The following is a 20566-nucleotide window of genomic DNA, read 5'->3' as shown; positions in this document are numbered from 1 at the left end:
GCGCTCTGCGCAAGCCTGTTCCGGTCGATTGGGTAAAGCCCCGGAAGCCGGAGCGCCGGCCTGTTTCAGATCTGCGACAATCGCACCAAGCGGGCTTGATCCGCCGCATGGCCGGCAGCCCGCCGAAGGTCCAGCTTGTGCTCCTTGTCGGGTCCGGTTAGCCCGACGCATAATCGTTCAACGATCAAGTCGGTACACCAGAAGCCTGTGCCTGGCTTGCCGTATGTGGAGGGAAACATGTCCGAGAAGATCTACGACGTACCCGCAGAGTGGGCGAAGCGCGCTTGGGTCGACCAGGCCAAGTACAAGGACATGTACGCGCGCTCGATCTCGGACCCGAACGGTTTCTGGGCGGAGCAGGCCAAGCGCATCGACTGGATGAAGGCCGCCACCAAGATCGAGAACGTCTCGTTCGCGCCCGGCAACATTTCGATCAAATGGTTCGAGGACGGCGTCCTCAACGTCGCCCACAACTGCATCGACCGGCATCTCGCCAAGCGCGCCAACCAGACCGCGATCATCTGGGAGGGCGACGATCCCTCGCAGTCCAAGCACATCACCTACAAGGAACTGCACGACGAAGTGTGCCGGATGGCCAACATCCTGCGCACCCGCAACGTCAAGAAGGGTGACCGAGTCACCATCTACCTGCCGATGATCCCGGAAGCGGCCTACGCGATGCTGGCCTGCGCGCGGATCGGCGCGATCCACTCCGTGGTGTTCGCCGGCTTCTCGCCCGACAGCCTCGCCCAGCGCATCAACGACTGCCAATCCAAGGTGATCATCACCGCGGACGAAGGGCTGCGCGGGGGCAAGAAGGTGCCGCTGAAGGCCAATGTCGACGCGGCGCTCGCCAAGGCCGACGGCGTCGACTGGGTCGTTGTGGTCAAGCGCACCGGCGGCACGGTCGATATGAATCCGTCACGCGACCTCTGGTATCACGACGCCGCCAAGATGGTGACGACCGAATGCCCGGTCGAGCACATGCATGCCGAGGATCCGCTGTTCATCCTCTATACCTCGGGCTCCACCGGCCAGCCCAAGGGCGTGCTCCACACCTCCGGCGGTTATCTCGTGTTCGCCGCGATGACGCATCAATACGTCTTCGACTATCACGACGGTGACATCTACTGGTGCACCGCCGACGTCGGCTGGGTCACCGGTCACAGCTACATCCTGTACGGACCGCTGGCGAACGGCGCGACCACCCTGATGTTCGAAGGCGTGCCGAATTACCCTGATAATTCGCGGTTCTGGAACGTCATCGACAAGCACAAGGTCAACATCTTCTACACCGCGCCGACCGCGATCCGTGCGCTGATGCAGGCGGGCGACGATCCCGTGAAGAAGACCTCGCGCGCCTCGCTCCGCCTGCTCGGCTCCGTCGGCGAGCCGATCAACCCTGAGGCCTGGGAGTGGTATCACCGCGTCGTCGGCGACGCCCGCTGCCCGATCGTCGACACCTGGTGGCAGACCGAGACCGGCGGCATCCTGATCACGCCGCTGCCGGGCGCGACCAAGCTGAAGCCGGGCTCGGCGACGCAGCCGTTCTTCGGCGTCGTCCCTGAAATCGTCGACGCCGACGGCAAGGTGCTGGAAGGCGAGACATCAGGCAATCTCTGTCTCACGCGCTCATGGCCGGGCCAGATGCGCACGGTCTATGGCGATCACGCCCGCTTCGAGCAGACCTACTTCTCGACCTACAAGGGGAAGTACTTCACCGGCGACGGCTGCCGGCGCGACGCCGACGGTTATTACTGGATCACCGGCCGCGTCGACGACGTCATCAACGTCTCCGGCCACCGCATGGGTACCGCGGAAGTCGAGAGCGCGCTGGTTGCGCACGAGAAGGTGTCGGAGGCTGCGGTCGTCGGCTTCGCGCACGACATCAAGGGCCAGGGCATCTACGCCTATGTCACGCTGATGGCCGGCGTGCAGCCGACCGACGAGCTGCGCAAGGAGCTCGTGACCTGGGTGCGCAAGGAGATCGGTCCGATTGCCTCGCCCGACCAGATCCAGTTCGCCCCGGGCCTGCCCAAGACCCGCTCCGGCAAGATCATGCGCCGCATCCTGCGCAAGATCGCCGAGGACGAGCCGGGCAGCCTTGGCGATACCTCGACGCTGGCCGACCCCGCCGTAGTCGATGATCTCGTCAAGAACCGGCAGAACAAGAAGTCGGCGTAAGGCTCCGATCTCGTGCCCCGGACGCAGCGCAGCGCTACTTCCAGCGCGTCCGGGACATGAGATTGGATCCCGCGCCAGCGCTCCCCTCCAACCAAAACAACGGCCGTTCACATCCTCACGCGCTTGTCAGGGTGTGCCCGGTCGCGCCCGCATCTTTCCTTCCGAGTGTTGTTTTCAAGTCATTTACTTTATTTCGAACATTTTCTTTGTTCCGCCTGCTGGCGGGCCCTTGGCGGCCGTGCCTGGAAACCATCCGGTTAACAGGCGCGGTTAAGATTGTCTGGGCAAGCGGCAATTGCCGGTTTGCGTGAATTTGGACGATCCGTTCGAGGGCAGGGGTAGATTGATGGCGATGAGGATTGCTGTGGCGCTGGCCGCCACCATCGGGGCTGGGGTCTTGATGTCGACGGCCGCCGAGGCGCGGCCGGAGATGGTAGGTGCACATCTGGCCGATTATTCGCCGGGCACCATCGTGGTCAAAACCAGCGAGCGCCGCCTGTATCTCATCCTCGATAACGGCCATGCCGTGCGCTATCCGGTCGGCGTCGGCAAGTCCGGCAAGCAATGGGCCGGCACAACGAAGATCGACGGCAAATATCTCAACCCGGCCTGGGCACCACCCGCCGAGGTGAAGCGCGACAAGCCGAACATTCCCGACATGATTCCGGGGGGCTCGCCGCGCAACCCGATGGGCGTTGCGGCAATGACGCTATCAGGCGGTGAATATGCGATCCACGGCACCAACGTGCCGGGCTCGATCGGCGGCTTCGTCTCCTATGGCTGCATCCGCATGCTCAACGACGACATCACCGATCTCTATGGCCGCGTCTCCGTGGGCACGACGGTGGTCGTTACGCGCTGATCGCCGGGATCGCGAGGGGTGCGAAAGCCGCGTGTTGCCACGCGGCTTTTTTATTACCAAAAGCGCCAGCCGCGCGGGCACCAGCCGTCGCGATGGCCGCCATTGTAGCTGCGCACGTAACCGCCTGCGAGCAGCGTGGCCGCGACGTTGGGGGTGCGTTTGGTTGAAACGTCGGCAAGAACGCGGCCGTATTTGTCTTGACCAAGATTGTGTATCGTCACGCCTCCCTGGTTCAGCAAATTGTGCAAGGCATCGCCAGCGGCTTCGGCCTTCTCCAGCTCAGCCTGGCAGGATGCTTTCATCTCGGGCGCGTCGATGCCCCGCAGACGGATGCGCGCCACGAGGTCACGGCCGTCGCGCTGATGCACGCGAGCAAGGAACGTATCGCCGTCGACCGTGCGAACGACATCGACGGGTTGACGCACATCGGAATTGCCGGACTGCTGCAGGATGATTTCGGCATCGCGCGACTGCCCATCATCCGCATGCGGTATCGGCCAGTGGGTGCCGTGGCGAAAGCCGAGCACGATGGCCGTCACGACGCCGACCACGAATATCCATGGCAACAGGCCGGAGAAGCGACGGCCAAACGGCGATCCGCTGTAGGAAAACCGATGTGGCCGAGAGGGATGGCTTGGATCAAAGCGCGGCATCCCGCGCACGCTAGGGCTGAGTCGGCCGAACCTGCAAGAGAGCTTTAAAAGTCCGACGCGATGCCCTTGCGCTCCCAATCGCCGTAGCGGGTTGGCTCGGGCCCCTTTGGTCCCTGCAGTTCCCTGGGTGCCGCCTCGGCATGTGCTGCAGCCGTAGCCCGTCGCGCTTCGGCTTCAGCCAAGGCGCGTTGAGCGGCCGGCGGGAGCTGCTTGCGATCGGGAATAGTGGGCTGGTCACTCATGTCGGCGCTCCTAGCGCAAGATCATCCGTGGTGCGAGGTCCAATTTACGCATTGCTGAAATGGGCATGGCGGGCTGAAAACGCGAGAGCCCATTCTTACATTTGGCATATTCGCGTGCCACAGATGAGCTGGTTAAGGCATGCGCCCATCGCGGCGGAACTGCCGCTCGCTCAGAACCTTGCTTCCGCATGCCATCTCAACGTTTCGCTCCTCCATCCGAAGTGCCAGGTCTTGCGGCGCGCCGGATTGCCGCCGACATCGTCGACGGTGTGCTGCACAAGCACCGCACGCTTGACGATCAGCTCGACGGCGGCGGCGCCCATCCCGGATTGAAAACGCTGGCCGACCGCGACCGTGCGCTGATGCGTCGCCTGGTGGCGACCGTGCTGCGCCGGCTCGGCACGCTCGGCCATGTGCTATCCCGTCTGCTCGACAAGGGCATTCCCTCCGACGCGCCGCGCGCGCAGAGTGCGCTTCTGATCGGCGCTGCGCAGATCCTCTGGATGGACGTGCCCGATCACGCCGCCGTCGATCTCTCCGTTCGCCTCGTGCAATCCGACCGGCGCGCCGCGCGTTATGCCGGTCTCGTCAATGCCGTGCTGCGCCGCTGCGCGCGCGAGGGCAAGGCCTTGGTCGAGGAAGTCGCCACGCAAACGCTTGACCTGCCGCCATGGCTGCTCGCGCGCTGGAGCACGCATTATGGCGAGGCGACCGCAAGAGACATGGCGCTCGCGCTCGGCCACGAGCCGTCGCTCGACCTGACCGTGAAATCGGATGCCGCGCAATGGGCCAGCCGGCTGCATGGCGAGACGCTGCCGACCGGAACGGTGCGGATGCTGCTGCATGGCTCGGTGACGATGCTGCCGGGCTTCGCCGAGGGACAATGGTGGGTGCAGGATGCCGCCGCCGCGCTGCCCGCCCGGCTGTTTGGCGATATCAAAGGCAAGTCCATCGCCGATCTCTGCGCCGCCCCGGGCGGCAAGACCGCGCAGCTGGCGCTATCAGGCGCGCATGTCACGGCCATCGACCGCTCACCCGCCCGCGTGGCGCGACTGCGTGAAAACCTCGGGCGGTTGTCGCTCCAGGCCGAGACCGTCGTCGCTGACGCCGTGGAATGGCCCGGCCCTGCGGATGCCTTCGACGGCATCCTGATCGACGCGCCCTGCACCTCGACCGGCACGATCCGCCGTCATCCCGATGTGGCCTGGCTCCGGCAGGAATCCGACATCGCCGCCCTGACCGCGCTCCAGCAGCGGCTGCTGCAAAAATCCGTCTCGCTGCTCAAACCCGGAGGGACGCTGGTCTATTGCACCTGTTCGCTGGAACCCGAAGAGGGCGAGCACGCCATCGCCGCGCTGCTGGCCGCAGAGCCCGCGCTTCGCCGCGTCCCGATCGAGGCGTCGGAGGTCGCGGGTCTCGACGAAATCCTCACCGGAGAAGGCGATCTGCGTACTTTGCCCAGCCATCTGCCGAACGCCGATCCCAAGCTCGGCGGGCTCGACGGATTCTACGCGGCTCGGCTCGTTAAATCCTGATTTTGCACTGGATTTTGCAAGCGCGACGCTGATTCGCGCCGTTCAAGGTGGTGTCAGCCGTCCGATTTTGGGATTAATAAGGATTCGTCGGAATCCTCTCCCCCTCAAGGCAAGGCGTGTCGGTCGCTCAACGCAGACGTATCTCGACGCTGGTCATGAACCGCTTCGCGCGGAACATGCTCGCGCGCGCGAGCGGCGGGTCCATCGCGATGTCGCGGGTCTGGCCGAGCCGCACCGACCGGCTGATCATCGCGCCGCATGATTTGCGCACCGCGGATGCGACCCGCGCCGCCGAGATCTATGCCGGCCGCTTCGTCTTCGCCGGCAAGATCGTCAATTGCCACGGCCGCTCGATCTTCGATCTCGAACCGCCGTCGGAGGATTGGGAGGTCGCTCTGCTCGGCTTCGGCTGGCTACGGCATCTGCGTGCCGCCGACACCGCGCTGACGCGGGCCAATGCGCGTGCGCTGGTCGAGGACTGGATCTCGAACCCCGCCAACAAGCGCCGTCCGGTGGCGCGGCGCGCCGACGTGCTGGCACGGCGCGTGATCTCGCTGTTGTCGCAGGCACCTCTGGTGCTCAACGACACCGACAACAAGTTCTACCGCCGCTATTTGCGCGCGCTCGCACGCGAGATCCGCTTCCTGCGCTACACGATGGTCAACATTCCCGATGGCGTGCCGAAGCTGCAGGTGCTGATCGCGCTGTGCTACGCGGCGCTGTGCCTCGCCAACCAGGCGCGCCACATCCGCAGCGCCTCGAAGAAGCTTTCGGACGAATTGCAGCGACAGATCCTGCCCGACGGCGGGCACATCTCGCGCAACCCGGGCGCGCTAATCGACCTCCTGATCGACCTGTTGCCGCTGCGGCAGACCTTTGCCGCGCGCAACATCGCGCCGCCGCCGGCGCTGCTCAACGCGATCGACCGCATGATGCCGATGCTGCGCTTCTTCCGGCACGGCGACGGCAATTTCGCGCTGTTCAACGGCATGAGCGCGACGCCGTCCGACCTGCTCGCGACGCTGCTCGCCTATGACGACACCCATGGCTCGCCGATGGCGAACATGCCGCATACCGGCTTCCAGCGCCTCGACGCCGGCCAGACCACCGTGATTATCGACACCGGCCCGCCGCCGCCGGCCGGCATCAGCCACGACGCGCATGCCGGCTGCCTGTCGTTCGAGCTGTCCTCCGGCATCAGCCGCATCGTCACCAATTGCGGCATGCCGACCACGGGCCGCGACAATTGGCGACCCTTCGCGCGCGGCACCGCGGCGCATTCGACGCTGACCTATCACGAGACCTCCTCATGCCAGTTCGTGGAGATGTCGGCGATGAAGCGCCTGTTGCACGGCGCGCCCGTCACCAGCGGTCCGGTCGAGGTCGAGAGCTATCGCGAAATCGTGCAGAACGGCACGCTGCTGACGACCTCCCATGACGGCTATCTCGCCAAGTTCGGCGCGATCCATCGCCGCGTGCTGATGATCGCCAATGACGGCGCGCGCATCGACGGCGAGGACACACTGTCGCCGCCGCAGGGCGGGCGCTTCAAGGGCGCGGATGCCGATTTCGCTCTGCGCTTCCATCTGCATCCGGCGGTGAAGGCGAGCCGGCTGTCGGATGCCCGCGGTGTCATGCTGGTGCTGCCGAACCGCGACGTCTGGACCTTCGAAGCCTTGGACGACAAGGTCGACCTCGAGGACAGCGTGTTCCTGGCCGGCAATGACGGGCCGCGCCGCACCGCGCAGATCGTGATCCGGCAGGACGCGCGGCAGGCGCCCTCGATCCGCTGGAGCTTCGTGCGGTCCACGGCCTCGCCGGCCGTCACCAATGCCCGGCGAAATGCGCGGCGGGAGCCGGAACTGCCGCTGTAACGCGCGTCCACCAGTCCTGTCCGGCGTTGTGAAACCGGCCGAAAGCTGCTATCGAGCACGCGCTCGCGCGACTGGCGACCTTGGATGGAGCACCATCGGGAAGCGCGACACATATCCGCCGCGCGCCTGGGCATAGACACTCCCTTAGCAGAGGATCTTGCTCATGACTGACCATCCCCGCCGCGTCACCCGCGCCCTGCTTTCCGTTTCCGACAAGACCGGCCTGATCGAGTTCGCCAAGGCACTGGCCGCGCATGATGTCGAGCTGGTCTCGACTGGCGGCACCGCGAAAGCGATTGCCGCGGCCGGCCTCAAGGTGAAGGACGTCTCCGACCTCACCGGCTTCCCCGAGATGATGGACGGCCGCGTCAAGACGCTGCATCCCAAGGTGCATGGCGGGCTGCTCGCGATCCGCGACAACAAGGAGCATGCCGAGGCGATGAAGGCGCACGGCATCGCGCCGATCGACCTGCTCGTCGTCAACCTCTATCCGTTCGAGGCGACCGTCGACAAAGGCGCCGGCTTCGAGGACTGCATCGAGAACATCGACATCGGCGGCCCCGCGATGATCCGCGCCGCCGCCAAGAACCATGACGACGTCGCCGTCGTGGTCGAGGCAGAGGACTACAAGGCCGTGCTCGACGAGCTCGCCGCCAACAACGGCGCGACCACGCTGCAGCTGCGCCGGCGCCTTGCCGCAAAGGCCTATGCGCGCACCGCGGCCTATGACGCCGCGATCTCGAACTGGTTCAACCGCCAGCTCGTGATCGACGCGCCCGATTTCCGCGCCTTCGGCGGCCGGCTGATCCAATCGCTGCGGTACGGTGAGAACCCGCACCAGACCGCGGCGTTCTATGCGACGCCGGACAAGCGCCCGGGCGTCTCCACCGCGCGGCAGCTGCAGGGCAAGGAGCTTTCCTACAACAACATCAACGACACCGACGCGGCCTATGAATGCATCGGCGAGTTCGATGCCACGCGCACCGCAGCCTGCGTCATCGTCAAGCACGCGAATCCCTGCGGCGTGGCAGAGGGCGCAAACCTCGTCGACGCCTATCGCAAGGCGCTCGCCTGCGATTCCACCTCCGCCTTCGGCGGGATCATCGCGATGAACCGCCCGCTCGACGCCGACACCGCGCGCGAGATCACGAAGATCTTCACCGAGGTGATCATTGCGCCCGAAGCCACCGAGGAGGCCATCGCCATCATCGGAGGAAAGAAGAACCTGCGCCTGCTGCTCGCCGGCAGCCTGCCCGATCCGCGCGCGCCCGGCCTCACCGCCAAGACCGTCGCCGGCGGCCTGCTGGTGCAGAGCCGCGACAATGCCGTGGTCGACGACATGACCTTCAAGGTCGTGACCAAGCGCTCGCCCACGGATGCCGAGATGCGCGACCTGAAGTTTGCGTTCCGGGTGGCCAAGCACGTCAAGTCCAACACCATCATCTACGCCAAGGATCTCGCCACGGTCGGCATCGGCGCGGGCCAGATGAGCCGGGTCGACTCAGCGCGTATCGCGGCGCGCAAGGCACAGGATGCGGCGGGTGAGCTGAAGCTCGCCGAGCCGCTGACCAAGGGCTCTGTCGTGGCGTCAGATGCGTTCTTCCCCTTTGCCGACGGCATGCTCGCCTGCATCGAGGCCGGCGCGACCGCCGTGGTCCAGCCCGGCGGCTCGATGCGCGATGATGAGGTGATCAAGGCTGCCGACGAGCACGGCATCGCCATGGTGTTCACGGGAACGCGGCACTTCAGGCATTAGAGCTTGGTGCACTGAACTCTCAAGCAGTCGTCCGGGCCCCCGCGCGCAATTGCGCGCTAGGCCGGGACGACGGCGGAGTTGGGCGCAACAGCGGAGGTCTATTCTCCCCGCACCCGCATCAACAGCCCCAATCCCGCGACGAAGAACACCACCAGCACAGCCATGCCGGCCTTCTGGCTCGCGGTTGCCGCGGTGATCATGCCGATCAGGAGCGGGCCGATGAAGGACGTCACCTTCCCCGTCAATGCGAACAGGCCAAAGTACTGCGCAATGCGGTCCTTCGGTGCCAGCCGGATCAACAGCGTGCGAGAGGCGGCTTGCAATGGGCCGCCGGCCGCGCCGATCAGGCAGCCCAGCACCAGATAGGCGCGCTCCGCGGCGCTCGAGAACAGGCCCGCACCCGGCTGCGGCGGCGCGACCTTGACGAACAGCACGCTGTCCTTGTCGACCAGCAGGATCGCCGCCACCGACAGCAGCAGGATCAGCAGGCTGCCGGCGATCACGCGCCGCGGCCCGAGACGATCGTCGATCTTGCCGCCGAGCCAGGCGCCGAACGCGCCGGCGATTGCGAGCATGATGCCGAACGTGCCGATCTGGATCGTGTGCCAGCCGAACGTGCCGGCGGCATAAATGCCGCCGAAGGCAAACAGCGACACCAGCCCGTCGGTGTAGATCATGTTGGCGAGCAGGAACGCCGCAAGCGACTTCTGCTTCGGCAGGCTCCTGATCGATTGCTTCAGCTCCGCCAGCCCTTTGCCCAGCGCCTCCCCCAGCGGACGTTTCGCCGGATAGTCGGGCGTGAATAGGAACATCGGTGTCACGAAGATGATGAACCAGAGCGCGGTCAACGGCCCGGCGGCACGATCGCCCTGACGCGTGATGGGATCGAGCCCGAACAGCGGCGTGAAGCCGAGCAGCGTGCGGCCGGTCTCGGGATTGGCAGCGAGCAGGCCGAGCACGATGATCAGGCTGACGATGCCCCCGATGTAACCCGTGGCCCAGCCGGTACCGGAGAGACGGCCGATCCGTTCCGGCGGGACCAGGGTCGGCATCATCGCATTGTTGAAGAGCGTGGCGAACTCCGCACCGACGCTGGCGAGCGCAACTGCGGTGAGCACCAGCGGAATGATGGTGACATCGCCGGGCTTGCCGATCCACAGCGTGGATGATGCCAGCACCAGCACGGCGCCGAAACCTGCGATCCACGGTTTCCTGCGACCCGAAGCGTCCGCGATGGCGCCGAGCACAGGCGACAACAGAGCGATCGCAAGGCCCGCGGCCGCCATCGCAAAGCCCCACAAGGATTGACCGGTCGCGGGATTTGGCGCGATGGCTGTCGCGAAATAGGGCGCGAACACGAAGGTCGTGATCAGCGTGAAATATGGCTGCGCGGCCCAATCGAAAAAGATCCAGCTGACGACGGCGGCGCGCGGCGGATAGGTCCGCGCCACGCCGGCCATGCGCGCATCCGGGGCGATCGTCGTCATCAAGCAGTCCTCATCACGAACAGTTTTGCCTCTCTCGGAGCAAACCGTATAGCATTGCCATGACGGGTGTGAACTGCCCCAAGGGACTGCCTGAAAAAGGCACGACGGAAATTTTGAAATGTCGTCATATTCGACACGGCGGACATTGTTGGCCGTCATCGCCACGGTGGCGCTCGGTCTCGTGCCCGCGACGGCCCAGGATGCGCGGCGGGGCTATGTCCCGCCCGCGCGCGACGCAGTGCGTGCCGTCGCCGCCGAGCACGGCATGGTGGTGGCGCAGGAGAAGATTTCCGCGCAGGTCGGCGCCGACATCCTGCGACGCGGCGGCAATGCCGTCGACGCCGCCGTCGCCACCGGCTTTGCAATGGCCGTGACCTATCCGCGAGCTGGCAATATCGGCGGCGGCGGCTTCATGGTGATCCATTCCGCCGATCGCAATGAAGACATCACGATCGACTATCGCGAGACCGCGCCGGCTGCGACCACGCCGCAAATTTTCCTCGGCCCCGATGGCAAGCCTGACGTGACGAAGTCGCGGGATTCCGCGCTCGGCATCGGCGTGCCCGGCACCGTCGCAGGTCTCGCGCTCGCACTGGAAAAATACGGTTCTGGCCGGTTCACGCTGACGCAACTGCTCGAGCCCGCAGTCGTGCTCGCCCGCGACGGCTTCGTCGTCAACGACGACATCGCCGATACGCTACCGGGCTGGCACCGGCGGCTGGCGCGCTGGCCGTCCTCGGCCAAGATCTTCTCGCGCCCCGACGGCACGCCGCTTGGCCAAGGTGACAGGCTGGTGCAGAGCGATCTCGCCGCAACGTTGTCGGCCGTCGCCGCACAGGGGCCGCGCGGCTTCTACGAGGGACCGGTTGCGGAAAAGCTCGCCAAGGCCGTGACTGACGCCGGCGGCATCATGACCCCGGCCGACCTCAAGACTTATCAAGCGGTGATCCGTGCACCGGTGCGCGGCACCTATCGCGGCTACGACATCGTGTCGATGCCGCTGCCCTCGTCCGGCGGCGTGGTGCTGGTGGAGACGCTCAACATCCTCGAAGGCTTTCAGCTCGCCGATCTCAAGCAGGGATCGGCGGCCTCGCTACATCTTTTGATCGAGGCCATGAAGCGCGCCTATGCGGACCGCGCGCGCTATCTCGGCGATCCCGCCTTCGTCAATGCACCAATCGAGACGCTGACCGCGAAGAACTATGCCGCCAAGCTGCGCGCAGGCATCTCCACCGATCGCGCCACGCCGTCGAAGGAGCTCGTATCTGCCGCCACCACGCCGCGCGAAGGCAGCAACACCACGCATTTCTCCGTCGTCGACGGCCGCGGCAATGCCGTCAGCAACACCTACACATTGAACTTCAGCTATGGCGTCGGCCTCGTCGCGGACGGCACCGGCGTTCTGCTCAACAACGAGCTCGACGATTTCACAGCGGCGGTCGGCGCGTCCAATGCCTACGGCCTCGTCGGCTTCGAGGCCAATCTGCCCGGACCCGGAAAACGCCCGCTGTCCTCGATGTCGCCGACCATCGTGCTGCGGGACGGCAAGCCGGTGCTGGTGACGGGCTCTCCCGGTGGGAGCCGCATCATCTCCACCGTGCTCCAGGTGATCGTGAACGTCCTCGACTACAGGATGGACGTCGCGGCTGCCGTCGCCACACCGCGGCTGCATCACCAATGGCTACCGGACGAGGTGCGGGTCGAGAACGGTTTTCCCAGCGACGTGCTGGGTGAGCTGAAGGCGATGGGTCACATCATCGTCGAGCCGATGGGGCAGACCTCGGCCAATTCGATCCTCGTGACGTCTAACGGGCCGCTCGGCGCGGCCGATCCCCGGACGCGCGGCGCGGAGGCCGCGGGGCAATAGCCTCCTTAGTTTGCATGGCACGGGAGCGCGGGCACGCTAGCTCTCGCCGCCACGCGTGCTACCAACGCCCGCATAAGAAACTGCCGGAAAAACACATGACCACAGCCGACCCGAACCAGCGCATCGAGCGCGCGGAGATCGAGGACACCAGTCTTCTCGCATTCTATCGCGACATGAACATGCCGGAGCGCCGGACGTTCTGGGCCTGCGCGGCGGGCTGGGCGCTCGACGGCATGGATTTCATGATCTACCCGCTGGTGATCGGCACGATCATCGCGCTGTGGAAGGTCGATGCCGCCTCAGCCGGCCTCGCCGGCACCGTGACGCTGCTGGCCTCGGCAATCGGCGGCTGGCTCGGCGGCTATCTCTCCGACCATATCGGGCGGGTCCGGACGCTGCAGATCACGATCATCTGGTTCTCGTTCTTCTCGCTGGTCTGCGCAGTCGTGCAGAATTTCGACCAGCTCCTGATTGCGCGCGCCCTGCTCGGCCTCGGCTTTGGCGGCGAATGGGCTGCCGGCGCGGTCTTGATGGGCGAGGCGATCCGCCCGCAATATCGTGGGCGCGCCGTCGGCTCGGTGCAGTCGGGCTGGGCGGTCGGCTGGGGTCTCGCGGTGCTGTCGCAGGCGATCCTGTTCTCGGCCCTGCCGGCGGAATCGGCGTGGCGCTGGATGTTCGTGATCGGCGCATTGCCGGCATTGCTCGTATTCTACATCCGCCGCTCGGTCACCGAGCCGGAGATCTCCGCCCAGGCCCGCGCCAGGCAGGCCGCGAGCGGCGATCGTCCGGCGCTTTGGGAGATCTTCTCCGGCCCGATCCTGAAGACAACGATCCTGGCATCGCTGATGGCGACGGGCTGCCAGGGCGGCTATTACGCGGTCACGTTTTGGGTGCCGCAGTTCCTGACCAAGGAGCGGCACCTGTCGATCGTCGGCTCGACCGGCTATCTCGCGACGCTGATCATCGGCTCCTTCATCGGCTATCTCGTCGGCGCCTGGCTCGCCGACCGGATCGGCCGCCGCAATCTGTTCCTGATCTTCTCGATCGGCGCCATGGCGGTGGTGCTGCTGTATACGCAGCTGCCGCTCACCAACGAAATCCTTTGGGTGCTGGGCTTCCCGCTCGGCTTCTTCGCTTCGGGCTATTTCTCGGGGATCGGCGCCTTCCTGACCGAGCTCTATCCGACGCGGCTGCGCGGCTCGGGCCAGGGCTTCTGCTACAATTTCGGGCGCGGCATCGGCGCGCTGTTTCCGTTCCTGGTCGGCGCGCTGTCGGCGACGACGTCGCTCGCAAACGCCATCGCGATCTTCGCCGTGGTGGCTTACGCCGTGTTCTTCATCGCAGCCTTCGCCCTGCCAGAGACACGCGGACGCGTGCTGCACGCGGACTGAGTCACCGTCCCACCTGATACGGCCCGCCCTTTTCGAGCGCTCTGGCATAGGCCGGGCGCGCGTGGATGCGCTCAAGAAATGCCATTGCCTTGGGATGGCCCTGCTCCAGCCCGCCGCGGGCCTGGGCTGCTTCCAGCGGAAAGCTCATCTGGATGTCGGCGGCGGTAAACTCGTTGCCGGCGAACCACGCGCTCTTCGCAAGCTCGCCTTCCCAATAGTCCATGTGCTGCTTGAGCTGCGGATTGACCAACGCCGTGAGAGCTTGGTTGCAGACCTTGCGCACCAGCGGCCGGAGCAGTGCGGGCGCCCGCTTCGGCATCAGTGTGAACAGCAGCTTGAGGAGCAGCGGCTGCATCGCCGAACCTTCCGCATAGTGCAGCCAATAGGTGTAGCGCAGACGCTCCGGCGTGTTTTGCGGCGGGATCAGTCGGCCGTTGCCGTAGGTTGCGATGAGATATTCGATGATCGCGCCCGACTCGGCGATGGTGTTGCCGTTGTCGGTGATCACGGGCGACTTGCCGAGCGGGTGGATCGCGCGCAGCTCCCTCGGCGCGCGCATGTCCGCCTGGCGCTGATAGCGCACGATCTCATAGGGCACGCCCAACTCTTCGAGCAGCCACAGCACGCGCTGCGAGCGGGAATTGTTGAGGTGATGAACGGTCAGCATTGGTAGATCCCCAGATAGGCTTGGCCAGCCGCGCGTTGGTGCCAGCCCGGGAACGCAATGTCGAGCCATCGGTGCAGATATTTTCACCCGGGTATATTGACGGTCGGAATTCATCCGGGTATTAATGACCCCGACAATCACTAAATATGGCAATGATTTCAATGCAACGAACTTTTACTGCCTTCCAGGGACAGCGTCGGCTCGTGTCCGGGGCAGCCGGCGAGGTCGCGCTGATCGTCAAGCGGGTGGCGCCACGATCGGACGAAGCGATCATCATCTTTGAGGACGCCACGGGTCGATCGATCGACTTCGATCTGCGCGGCGGCGATCGCGAGGTGCTGGCGCGCGTGGCTGCGCTTGTCCCGCCCCCGGTTGAAGAGAGCACGCTGCCGAGTGAGCCGCGCGGCCGCGGCCGGCCGAAGCTCGGCGTGGTCGCGCGTGAGGTGACCTTGCTGCCGCGGCATTGGGAGTGGCTCAACGCCCAGGCCGGCGGCGCCTCGGTGGCGCTGCGCAAGCTGGTCGATGAAGCCAGGCGCGCGAGCGGCGACAAGGACCGTGAGCGGCAGGCGCGCGATGCGGCCTATCACTTCATGTCGACCATGGCCGGCAATCTGCCGCAGTTCGAGGAAGCCTCGCGGGCGCTGTTCGCAGACGACAGGCGGCGCTTCACCGGGCTGATCGCGGACTGGCCGACCGACATCCGCGATCACATCGTCAAGCTCGCCTACAGCGACCGCGCCTAGGCGCGTCTTCCAATCCCCATCGACGGCCCAAGCCGCGCATTGCGCGGCAACGGCTTCGCACGCCCTGATGAAAGGCAAGTCCATGTCCGCCACGCCACCGTTCTGGACGACATTCCTCCGTTTCCTCGCACCGCTGATGCTGGGCAACGCCCTGCAATCGCTGTTCGGCACAGTCAGCAACGTCTATCTCGGGCAGATGATCGGCGTCGAGGCGCTCGCCGCGGTCTCGGCCTTCTTCCCGGTGATGTTCTTCTTGTTTGCCTTCGTCATGGGTCTGAGCACTGGCGCCACCGTGCTGATCGGCCAAGCTTTCGGTGCAGGTGAGCATGACAGGATCAAGCTCGTCGTCGGCACGACGCTGGCGATCGGCCTGGTGTTCTCGATTGCGATTGCACTGATCGGCGGCATCTTCAGCCGCCCATTGATGATGGCGCTCGCGACGCCCGCCGACATCCTCGATCAGGCCAGCGCCTATGCGCGCATCATGCTGCTGACCATGCCGCTCGGCTTCGTCTTCCTGCTGATGACGGCGATGATCCGCGGCGTCGGCGACACCGTGACGCCGCTGCTGGCACTGGCATTGTCGACTGCGATCGGCCTGATCCTGACGCCGCTGCTGATCCGCGGCTCTTTCGGATTGCCGGCGGCTGGCATCACCAGCTCTGCCTGGGCAGCTGCGATCGCCAACGCTGTGACGTTGATCGTGCTGGCCCTCTACTTGCTGCGGAAAAGGCATGCATTGGCGCCTGACGCAGCACTGCTGCGTCAGCTGCGGCTCAATGGGACCGTGCTCGGAAAGATTCTCGGCATCGGGTTGCCGAGCGCCATCGGCATGGTGGTGATGGCGATTGCCGAACTGGTGCTGCTGGGGCTCGTCAACGGCTTCGGCTCGAACGCCACGGCCGCTTACGGCGCCGTCAATCAGGTGATGGGCTACACGCAGTTCACGGCGATGTCGATTTCGATCGCGGTCTCGATCCTTGGTGCGCAGGCGATCGGCGGTGGCGACCGGGCGCGGCTCGACGGCATCGTTCGCGCCGGCATCGCGTTCAACCTGGTGCTGACCGGCGGGCTGGTGGCGCTGATCTATCTGGCCCCTCGCGCCGTGCTCGGCATCTTCATCACCGACGGCACCGTGCTCGATCTGGCGAAGGACCTGCTTTACATCGCCTTGTGGAGCTCGGTGCCGTTCGGCCTCGCCACCGTGTTCTCCGGCGCCATGCGCGCCGCAGGCGTCGCCTTGACGCCGATGCTGCTGTCGATCGTCGCCATCGTCGCGATCGAGCTGCCGGCGGCGATATTCCTGAGCCGCACGGTCGGCCTGGAAGGTGTATGGGCGGCCTATCCGATCGTGTTCTGCGCCATGTTCGTTTTGCAGATGGGCTATTACCTCCTGGTGTGGCGCAAGCAGACGATCCGGCGCTTGATCTGACCGTCAGAGTATTATGACCGTCATTAAACGGTGGACCTATGACGCGCGCTGCGCCACAATAAGTGAAAAGCGCCGCAAGGGAGATCCAACTTGACCCGCACCGCCCCGCAATTCCTGTTCGATTTCGGCAGCCCGAATGCCTATCTCAGCCATCTGGCGATCCCGGCAATCGAGCAGCGCATCGGCGTCAAGTTCGACTATGTGCCGATCCTGCTCGGCGGCATCTTCAAATCCACCAACAACAAGTCGCCGGCCGAGTCGCTCGCCGGCATCAAGAACAAGCGCGAATTCCAGCAGATCGAGACCGAGCGCTTCATCAAACGCTTCAAGGTTCAGCCCTATGTCTGGAACCCGCACTTCCCGGTCAACACGCTGAACCTGATGCGCACGGCAGTCGCTGCGCAGCTCGAGGGCGTGTTCGAGACATACGTCGAGGCCGCCTTCCATCACATGTGGCGCGAGCCGAAGAAGATGGACGATCCCGAGATCGCGGCAAAGGCGCTGGCCTCCTCCGGACTCGATGCACAAAAGCTGTTCGCCCGCGCGCAGGAACCAGAGGTGAAGGGCAAGCTGATCAAGAACACAGAGGAGGCGGTGGCACGCGGCGCCTTTGGCTCGCCGACCTTCTTCGTTGGCGACGAGATATTCTTCGGCAAGGAGCAATTGCGCGACGTCGAGGAAATGGTGTCGGGAAAGTGAAGCGCGCGAATGGCGAGTAGCGAATAGCGAGTGGAAATCGGGCTTACTATTCGCTACTCCCTATTCGCCATTCGCCAAGAATAGAACGGAGTTCTTCATGCGTATCCTCGTGGTCGGCGCCGGTGCCATCGGCGGCTATTTTGGTGGCAGGCTGTTGCAGGCCGGCCGCGACGTCACCTTCCTGGTCCGGCCGCGACGCGCCGGCGAGCTCGCCAGCGCCGGCCTCGTCATCAAGAGCCCGAACGGCGATGTGACCTTGAAGAATCCGCCGACGGTTCAGGCCGACGCGATCAAGGACAAGTTCGACGTCGTGCTGCTCAGCTGCAAGGCGTTCGACCTCGACGACGCCATCAAATCGTTCGCAGCCGCGGTCGGGCCAAACACCGCGATCATCCCGATGCTGAACGGCATGAAGCATCTCGATACGCTGGACGCCAAATTCGGCAAGGAGCGCGTGCTCGGCGGGCTCTGCGCCATCGCCGCGACACTGAACGAGCAGCGCGAGGTGGTGCAGCTGCAACCGATGCAGTCGATCAATTACGGCGAGCGCGACGGCAAGCTGTCGGACCGCGTCAAGGCCATCGATGAGGCCTTCAAGAGCGGGATCAATGGCGCCACCGCCAGCCAGAACATCATGCAGGACATGTGGGAGAAATGGGTCTTCCTGTCCTCGCTTGCGGCCAGCACCAGCCTGATGCGCACCTCGGTCGGCAACATCCTCGCAGCGCCCGGCGGCCGGGATTTCCTGCTCGGCATGCTGGACGAGACCAGCGCGGTCGCGGCTGCGTCGGGCTATCCGCCAGGCGGGCCGTTCTTCGAGCGGGTGAAGGGCAATCTGACCGCCGAGGGTTCGCCGATGACGGCGTCGATGTTCCGCGACATCAAAGCGGGCCTGCCGGTCGAAGCCGATCACGTCATCGGCGATCTCATCGCACGTGCGGACGCTGCCAAGGTGCCGGTGCCGAAGCTGCGCATCGCCTATACGCATCTGAAGGCGTATGAGAAGCAGCGGGTGGGATAGCGGCCAGCTACACTCTCAGCTGTCGTCCCGGGGCGCGCACAGCACGGCGCGCTACTTCAGATGCGCGAGATAGTGCGAGACGGCGGTGATTTCCTCCTCGCTCATGTGATAGGCGACATCGGCCATCGCGGCGACGCCGCCGCCGACGCGTTGGCCGGCCTTGTAGTCGCGCAGCGCCTTGACAAGGTATTCCTCGCGCTGGCCCGCGAGCCGTGCAACCGCCTTGGTGCCGGCATAATTGTCCAAATGGCATGACGCGCATCGGCGGCCGGCGGCAACCTGCGCGCCTTTCTTCGACAGATCAGGATCGTTGTCCTCTGAACTCTTCGGCGGCGCCAACGAGGCGAAGTAGGCCCCGAAGCTGCGGATGTCGTCGTTGGTGATCCCTTCGACGATCGGCTGCATCTGGTCGTTCTTGCGCGAGCCGGCGCGAAAGAACACGAGCTGCCATTGCAGGAATTGATCGGGCTGGCCGGCCAGCGATGGAATGTTCTCGGTCTGCGAGACGCCGTTCTCGCCGTGACAGCCGGAGCAGACGGAAGCCTTTTCCTTGATCGCGGCATTGTCGGCGGCCGTAGCAGCCGGCGCAAGCAGGAGCACCGCAGACAGAATTCCAAACCGAACGACCCGCATGGCTCAATCTCTCCGACCGTCATCGCCGGCTTGACCCGCCTGCGAGGCCGAAGCCTCTTCGGCGGGGCGTCGGCCCGGCAATCCATCCCTTTTACAAAAGAGTTTCTCGTTTGATGGATGCCCGGATCAAGTCCGGGCATGACGAACGTGTTCCATCGCAAGCCTGTCACAAGCAAAAGAGGCTGCGGCCGTCGCCCGGTCGCAGCCTCTTCGTTACGTCGTGTTACTTCTTGCTGTAGCTGATGCGATAGATCGCGCCGGCCCAGTCGTCGGCAACGAGGATCGATCCGTCCTTGTCGAGCAGGATGTCGTTGGGACGACCGAGATAACCTTGGTCGCCTTCGAGCCAGCCGGAGGCGAAGACCTCCCGCTTGGGATTTTTGCCGTCGGGCCCGACGATCACGCGCACGATGCGCGCGCCCTGGTACTTGTGACGATTCCAGGAGCCGTGCTCGGCGATCAGGATGTTGTTCTTGTAATCGGCGGGGAATTGGTTGCCGGTGTAGAACTTCATGCCGAGCGGAGCGACGTGCGCGCCGAGATTCAGCACGGGCGGCGTGAACTCGGAGCATTTGTGGCCCATGGCGAACTTGTCGTCCGGCAGGTTGCCCTGATGGCAATAGGGATAGCCGAAATGCTCGCCGATTCGGTTGATCATGTTCAGCTTGTCCGAGGGCAGGTCATCGCTGATCCAGTCGCGGGCATTCTCGGTGAACCAGAGCTTGCCGGTGCGTGGATCGACGTCGCCACCGACCGAGTTTCGAACGCCGAGCGCCCAGATTTCGGCGTTGCCGGTCTTGGGATCAACGCGCCTGATCTGCGACACGCTGGTCGGCGGAATGCCGATGTTGAAGGGCGGTCCGAACGGCAGGAAGAACCAGCCTTCCTTGTCGACCGCGATATACTTCCAGCCATGCGCGGCGTAGGACGGCATGTCGTCATAGACGACCTTGCCATCGCCAAGCTTGTCGAGGTTGGCTTCGGCGTTGTCGTAGCGGATCAGCTTGTCGACGGCGATGACGTAGAGCGCGCCGTCCCTGAAGGCGAGACCGGTGGGCATGTTGAGGCCCTTGAGGACGGTCTTGACCTCTTTCTTTCCGTTGTTGTCCTTGATGGCATAGACGTTGCCGAGGCCGAACGAGCCCACGAACAACGTGCCCTTGTCACCCCAGGCCATCTGCCGCGCGGCCAGCACGCCGGAGGCATAGACCTCGATCTTGAAGCCCTGGGGCAGTTTGATCTTCTTGACGATGTTGGCGAGCTCGGCGTCGGAAGCGCCGGTCGGCGGGCCCGAGGGCGGCGCCAGGCCCTTCTGCGCCTCGGTCTCGTCGCCGAGGAACCAGTCGTCCGGCGGATGGGTCCAGAACTCCTTGGTGCTGGAGTCGTACTTCTTCAGCGGCTTGCTCTTGTCCTGCTGTTGCGCATGGCTGACGCTGGTGCCTGCGAAAAGGGCTACGGCTGCAAGCGCCAGGGCCGATTGAAAGACGGATCGATGGAATTTCATCGCGTCACTCCCCTAA

General features: G+C 64.9%; 17 protein-coding genes and 1 riboswitch. Of the genes, 11 read left to right on the top strand and 6 right to left on the bottom strand.

Annotated features, from left to right (window positions below):
• Nucleotides 1-237 precede the first annotated feature (237 nt).
• Both acs and BCCGELA001_RS01235 read left to right on the top strand, forming a co-directional pair.
• A complete protein-coding gene (gene acs, locus BCCGELA001_RS01240; protein ID WP_060734431.1) occupies nt 238-2184 on the top strand; it encodes an acetate--CoA ligase in 1947 nt (648 codons plus the stop codon).
• 346 nt (nt 2185-2530) lie between these two features.
• Nucleotides 2531-3046 (top strand): L,D-transpeptidase, encoded by a 516-nt coding sequence (locus BCCGELA001_RS01235; RefSeq protein ID WP_008539418.1) that lies wholly within the window; start codon nt 2531-2533, stop codon nt 3044-3046.
• Nucleotides 3047-3099: 53 nt separating this feature from the next.
• Here BCCGELA001_RS01235 and BCCGELA001_RS01230 read toward each other — a convergent pair whose 3' ends face one another.
• Both BCCGELA001_RS01230 and BCCGELA001_RS01225 read right to left on the bottom strand, forming a co-directional pair.
• The gene (locus BCCGELA001_RS01230; protein ID WP_060734430.1) at nt 3100-3699 is read right to left on the bottom strand and encodes a thermonuclease family protein; all 600 of its coding nucleotides are present in this window, start codon (nt 3697-3699) and stop codon (nt 3100-3102) included.
• Nucleotides 3700-3743: 44 nt separating this feature from the next.
• Nucleotides 3744-3941 (bottom strand): DUF1674 domain-containing protein, encoded by a 198-nt coding sequence (locus BCCGELA001_RS01225; RefSeq protein ID WP_060734429.1) that lies wholly within the window; start codon nt 3939-3941, stop codon nt 3744-3746.
• 188 nt (nt 3942-4129) lie between these two features.
• Between BCCGELA001_RS01225 and BCCGELA001_RS01220 the strand changes: the two genes are divergently transcribed.
• From BCCGELA001_RS01220 to purH, 3 genes are all read left to right on the top strand, one after another.
• Nucleotides 4130-5476: an RsmB/NOP family class I SAM-dependent RNA methyltransferase gene (locus BCCGELA001_RS01220; RefSeq protein ID WP_060734428.1), complete on the top strand. Its 1347-nt coding sequence runs from the start codon at nt 4130-4132 to the stop codon at nt 5474-5476.
• Between the two features lie 155 nt (nt 5477-5631).
• Nucleotides 5632-7350, top strand: coding sequence for a heparinase II/III family protein (locus BCCGELA001_RS01215; protein ID WP_060737435.1), 1719 nt, complete (start codon nt 5632-5634; stop codon nt 7348-7350).
• Between the two features lie 57 nt (nt 7351-7407).
• Nucleotides 7408-7489: riboswitch (ZMP/ZTP riboswitch) on the top strand.
• A 24-nt stretch (nt 7490-7513) separates the two neighbouring features.
• Nucleotides 7514-9106, top strand: a complete 1593-nt coding sequence (gene purH, locus BCCGELA001_RS01210; RefSeq protein ID WP_060734427.1) for a bifunctional phosphoribosylaminoimidazolecarboxamide formyltransferase/IMP cyclohydrolase — start codon at nt 7514-7516, stop codon at nt 9104-9106.
• 98 nt (nt 9107-9204) lie between these two features.
• On the opposite strand, the gene BCCGELA001_RS01205 is transcribed toward purH, so the two are convergent.
• The gene (locus BCCGELA001_RS01205; RefSeq protein ID WP_060734426.1) at nt 9205-10593 is read right to left on the bottom strand and encodes an MFS transporter; all 1389 of its coding nucleotides are present in this window, start codon (nt 10591-10593) and stop codon (nt 9205-9207) included.
• Between the two features lie 118 nt (nt 10594-10711).
• Between BCCGELA001_RS01205 and ggt the strand changes: the two genes are divergently transcribed.
• On the top strand, nt 10712-12460 hold the full coding sequence (gene ggt / locus BCCGELA001_RS01200; protein ID WP_060734425.1) for a gamma-glutamyltransferase: 1749 nt from the start codon (nt 10712-10714) through the stop codon (nt 12458-12460).
• Between the two features lie 95 nt (nt 12461-12555).
• Nucleotides 12556-13851 carry an MFS transporter gene (locus BCCGELA001_RS01195; RefSeq protein ID WP_060734424.1) on the top strand — a complete coding sequence of 432 codons (1296 nt, stop codon included), beginning with the start codon at nt 12556-12558 and terminating at the stop codon, nt 13849-13851.
• Nucleotide 13852: 1 nt separating this feature from the next.
• Here the strand turns inward: BCCGELA001_RS01195 and BCCGELA001_RS01190 are convergent, their stop codons facing one another.
• Nucleotides 13853-14518, bottom strand: coding sequence for a glutathione S-transferase family protein (locus BCCGELA001_RS01190; RefSeq protein WP_008539478.1), 666 nt, complete (start codon nt 14516-14518; stop codon nt 13853-13855).
• A gap of 146 nt (nt 14519-14664) precedes the next feature.
• Here BCCGELA001_RS01190 and BCCGELA001_RS01185 point away from each other — a divergent pair, with 146 nt between their 5' ends.
• From BCCGELA001_RS01185 to panE, 4 genes are all read left to right on the top strand, one after another.
• Nucleotides 14665-15261, top strand: a complete 597-nt coding sequence (locus BCCGELA001_RS01185; RefSeq protein ID WP_144441085.1) for a DUF2239 family protein — start codon at nt 14665-14667, stop codon at nt 15259-15261.
• Between the two features lie 82 nt (nt 15262-15343).
• Nucleotides 15344-16693: an MATE family efflux transporter gene (locus BCCGELA001_RS01180; protein WP_236840809.1), complete on the top strand. Its 1350-nt coding sequence runs from the start codon at nt 15344-15346 to the stop codon at nt 16691-16693.
• 90 nt (nt 16694-16783) lie between these two features.
• A complete protein-coding gene (locus tag BCCGELA001_RS01175; RefSeq protein WP_008539484.1) occupies nt 16784-17392 on the top strand; it encodes a 2-hydroxychromene-2-carboxylate isomerase in 609 nt (202 codons plus the stop codon).
• Nucleotides 17393-17489: 97 nt separating this feature from the next.
• Entirely contained in the window at nt 17490-18413 is a 924-nt protein-coding gene (panE, locus tag BCCGELA001_RS01170; protein WP_008539485.1) for a 2-dehydropantoate 2-reductase, read from the top strand.
• Nucleotides 18414-18464: 51 nt separating this feature from the next.
• Here panE and BCCGELA001_RS01165 read toward each other — a convergent pair whose 3' ends face one another.
• Together BCCGELA001_RS01165 and BCCGELA001_RS01160 are read right to left on the bottom strand one after the other, a co-directional pair.
• A complete protein-coding gene (locus BCCGELA001_RS01165) occupies nt 18465-19046 on the bottom strand; it encodes a c-type cytochrome (protein WP_008539487.1) in 582 nt (193 codons plus the stop codon).
• Nucleotides 19047-19269: 223 nt separating this feature from the next.
• A complete protein-coding gene (locus BCCGELA001_RS01160; protein ID WP_060734422.1) occupies nt 19270-20550 on the bottom strand; it encodes a PQQ-dependent sugar dehydrogenase in 1281 nt (426 codons plus the stop codon).
• Nucleotides 20551-20566: the final 16 nt, after the last annotated feature.

Origin of the sequence: Bradyrhizobium sp. CCGE-LA001 (genome assembly GCF_000296215.2) — a bacterium.
In the GTDB taxonomy this organism is placed as follows: domain Bacteria; phylum Pseudomonadota; class Alphaproteobacteria; order Rhizobiales; family Xanthobacteraceae; genus Bradyrhizobium.
The sequence above is the reverse complement of the archived record's forward strand: the minus strand, read 5'-3'. Positions and strand labels throughout refer to the sequence as shown.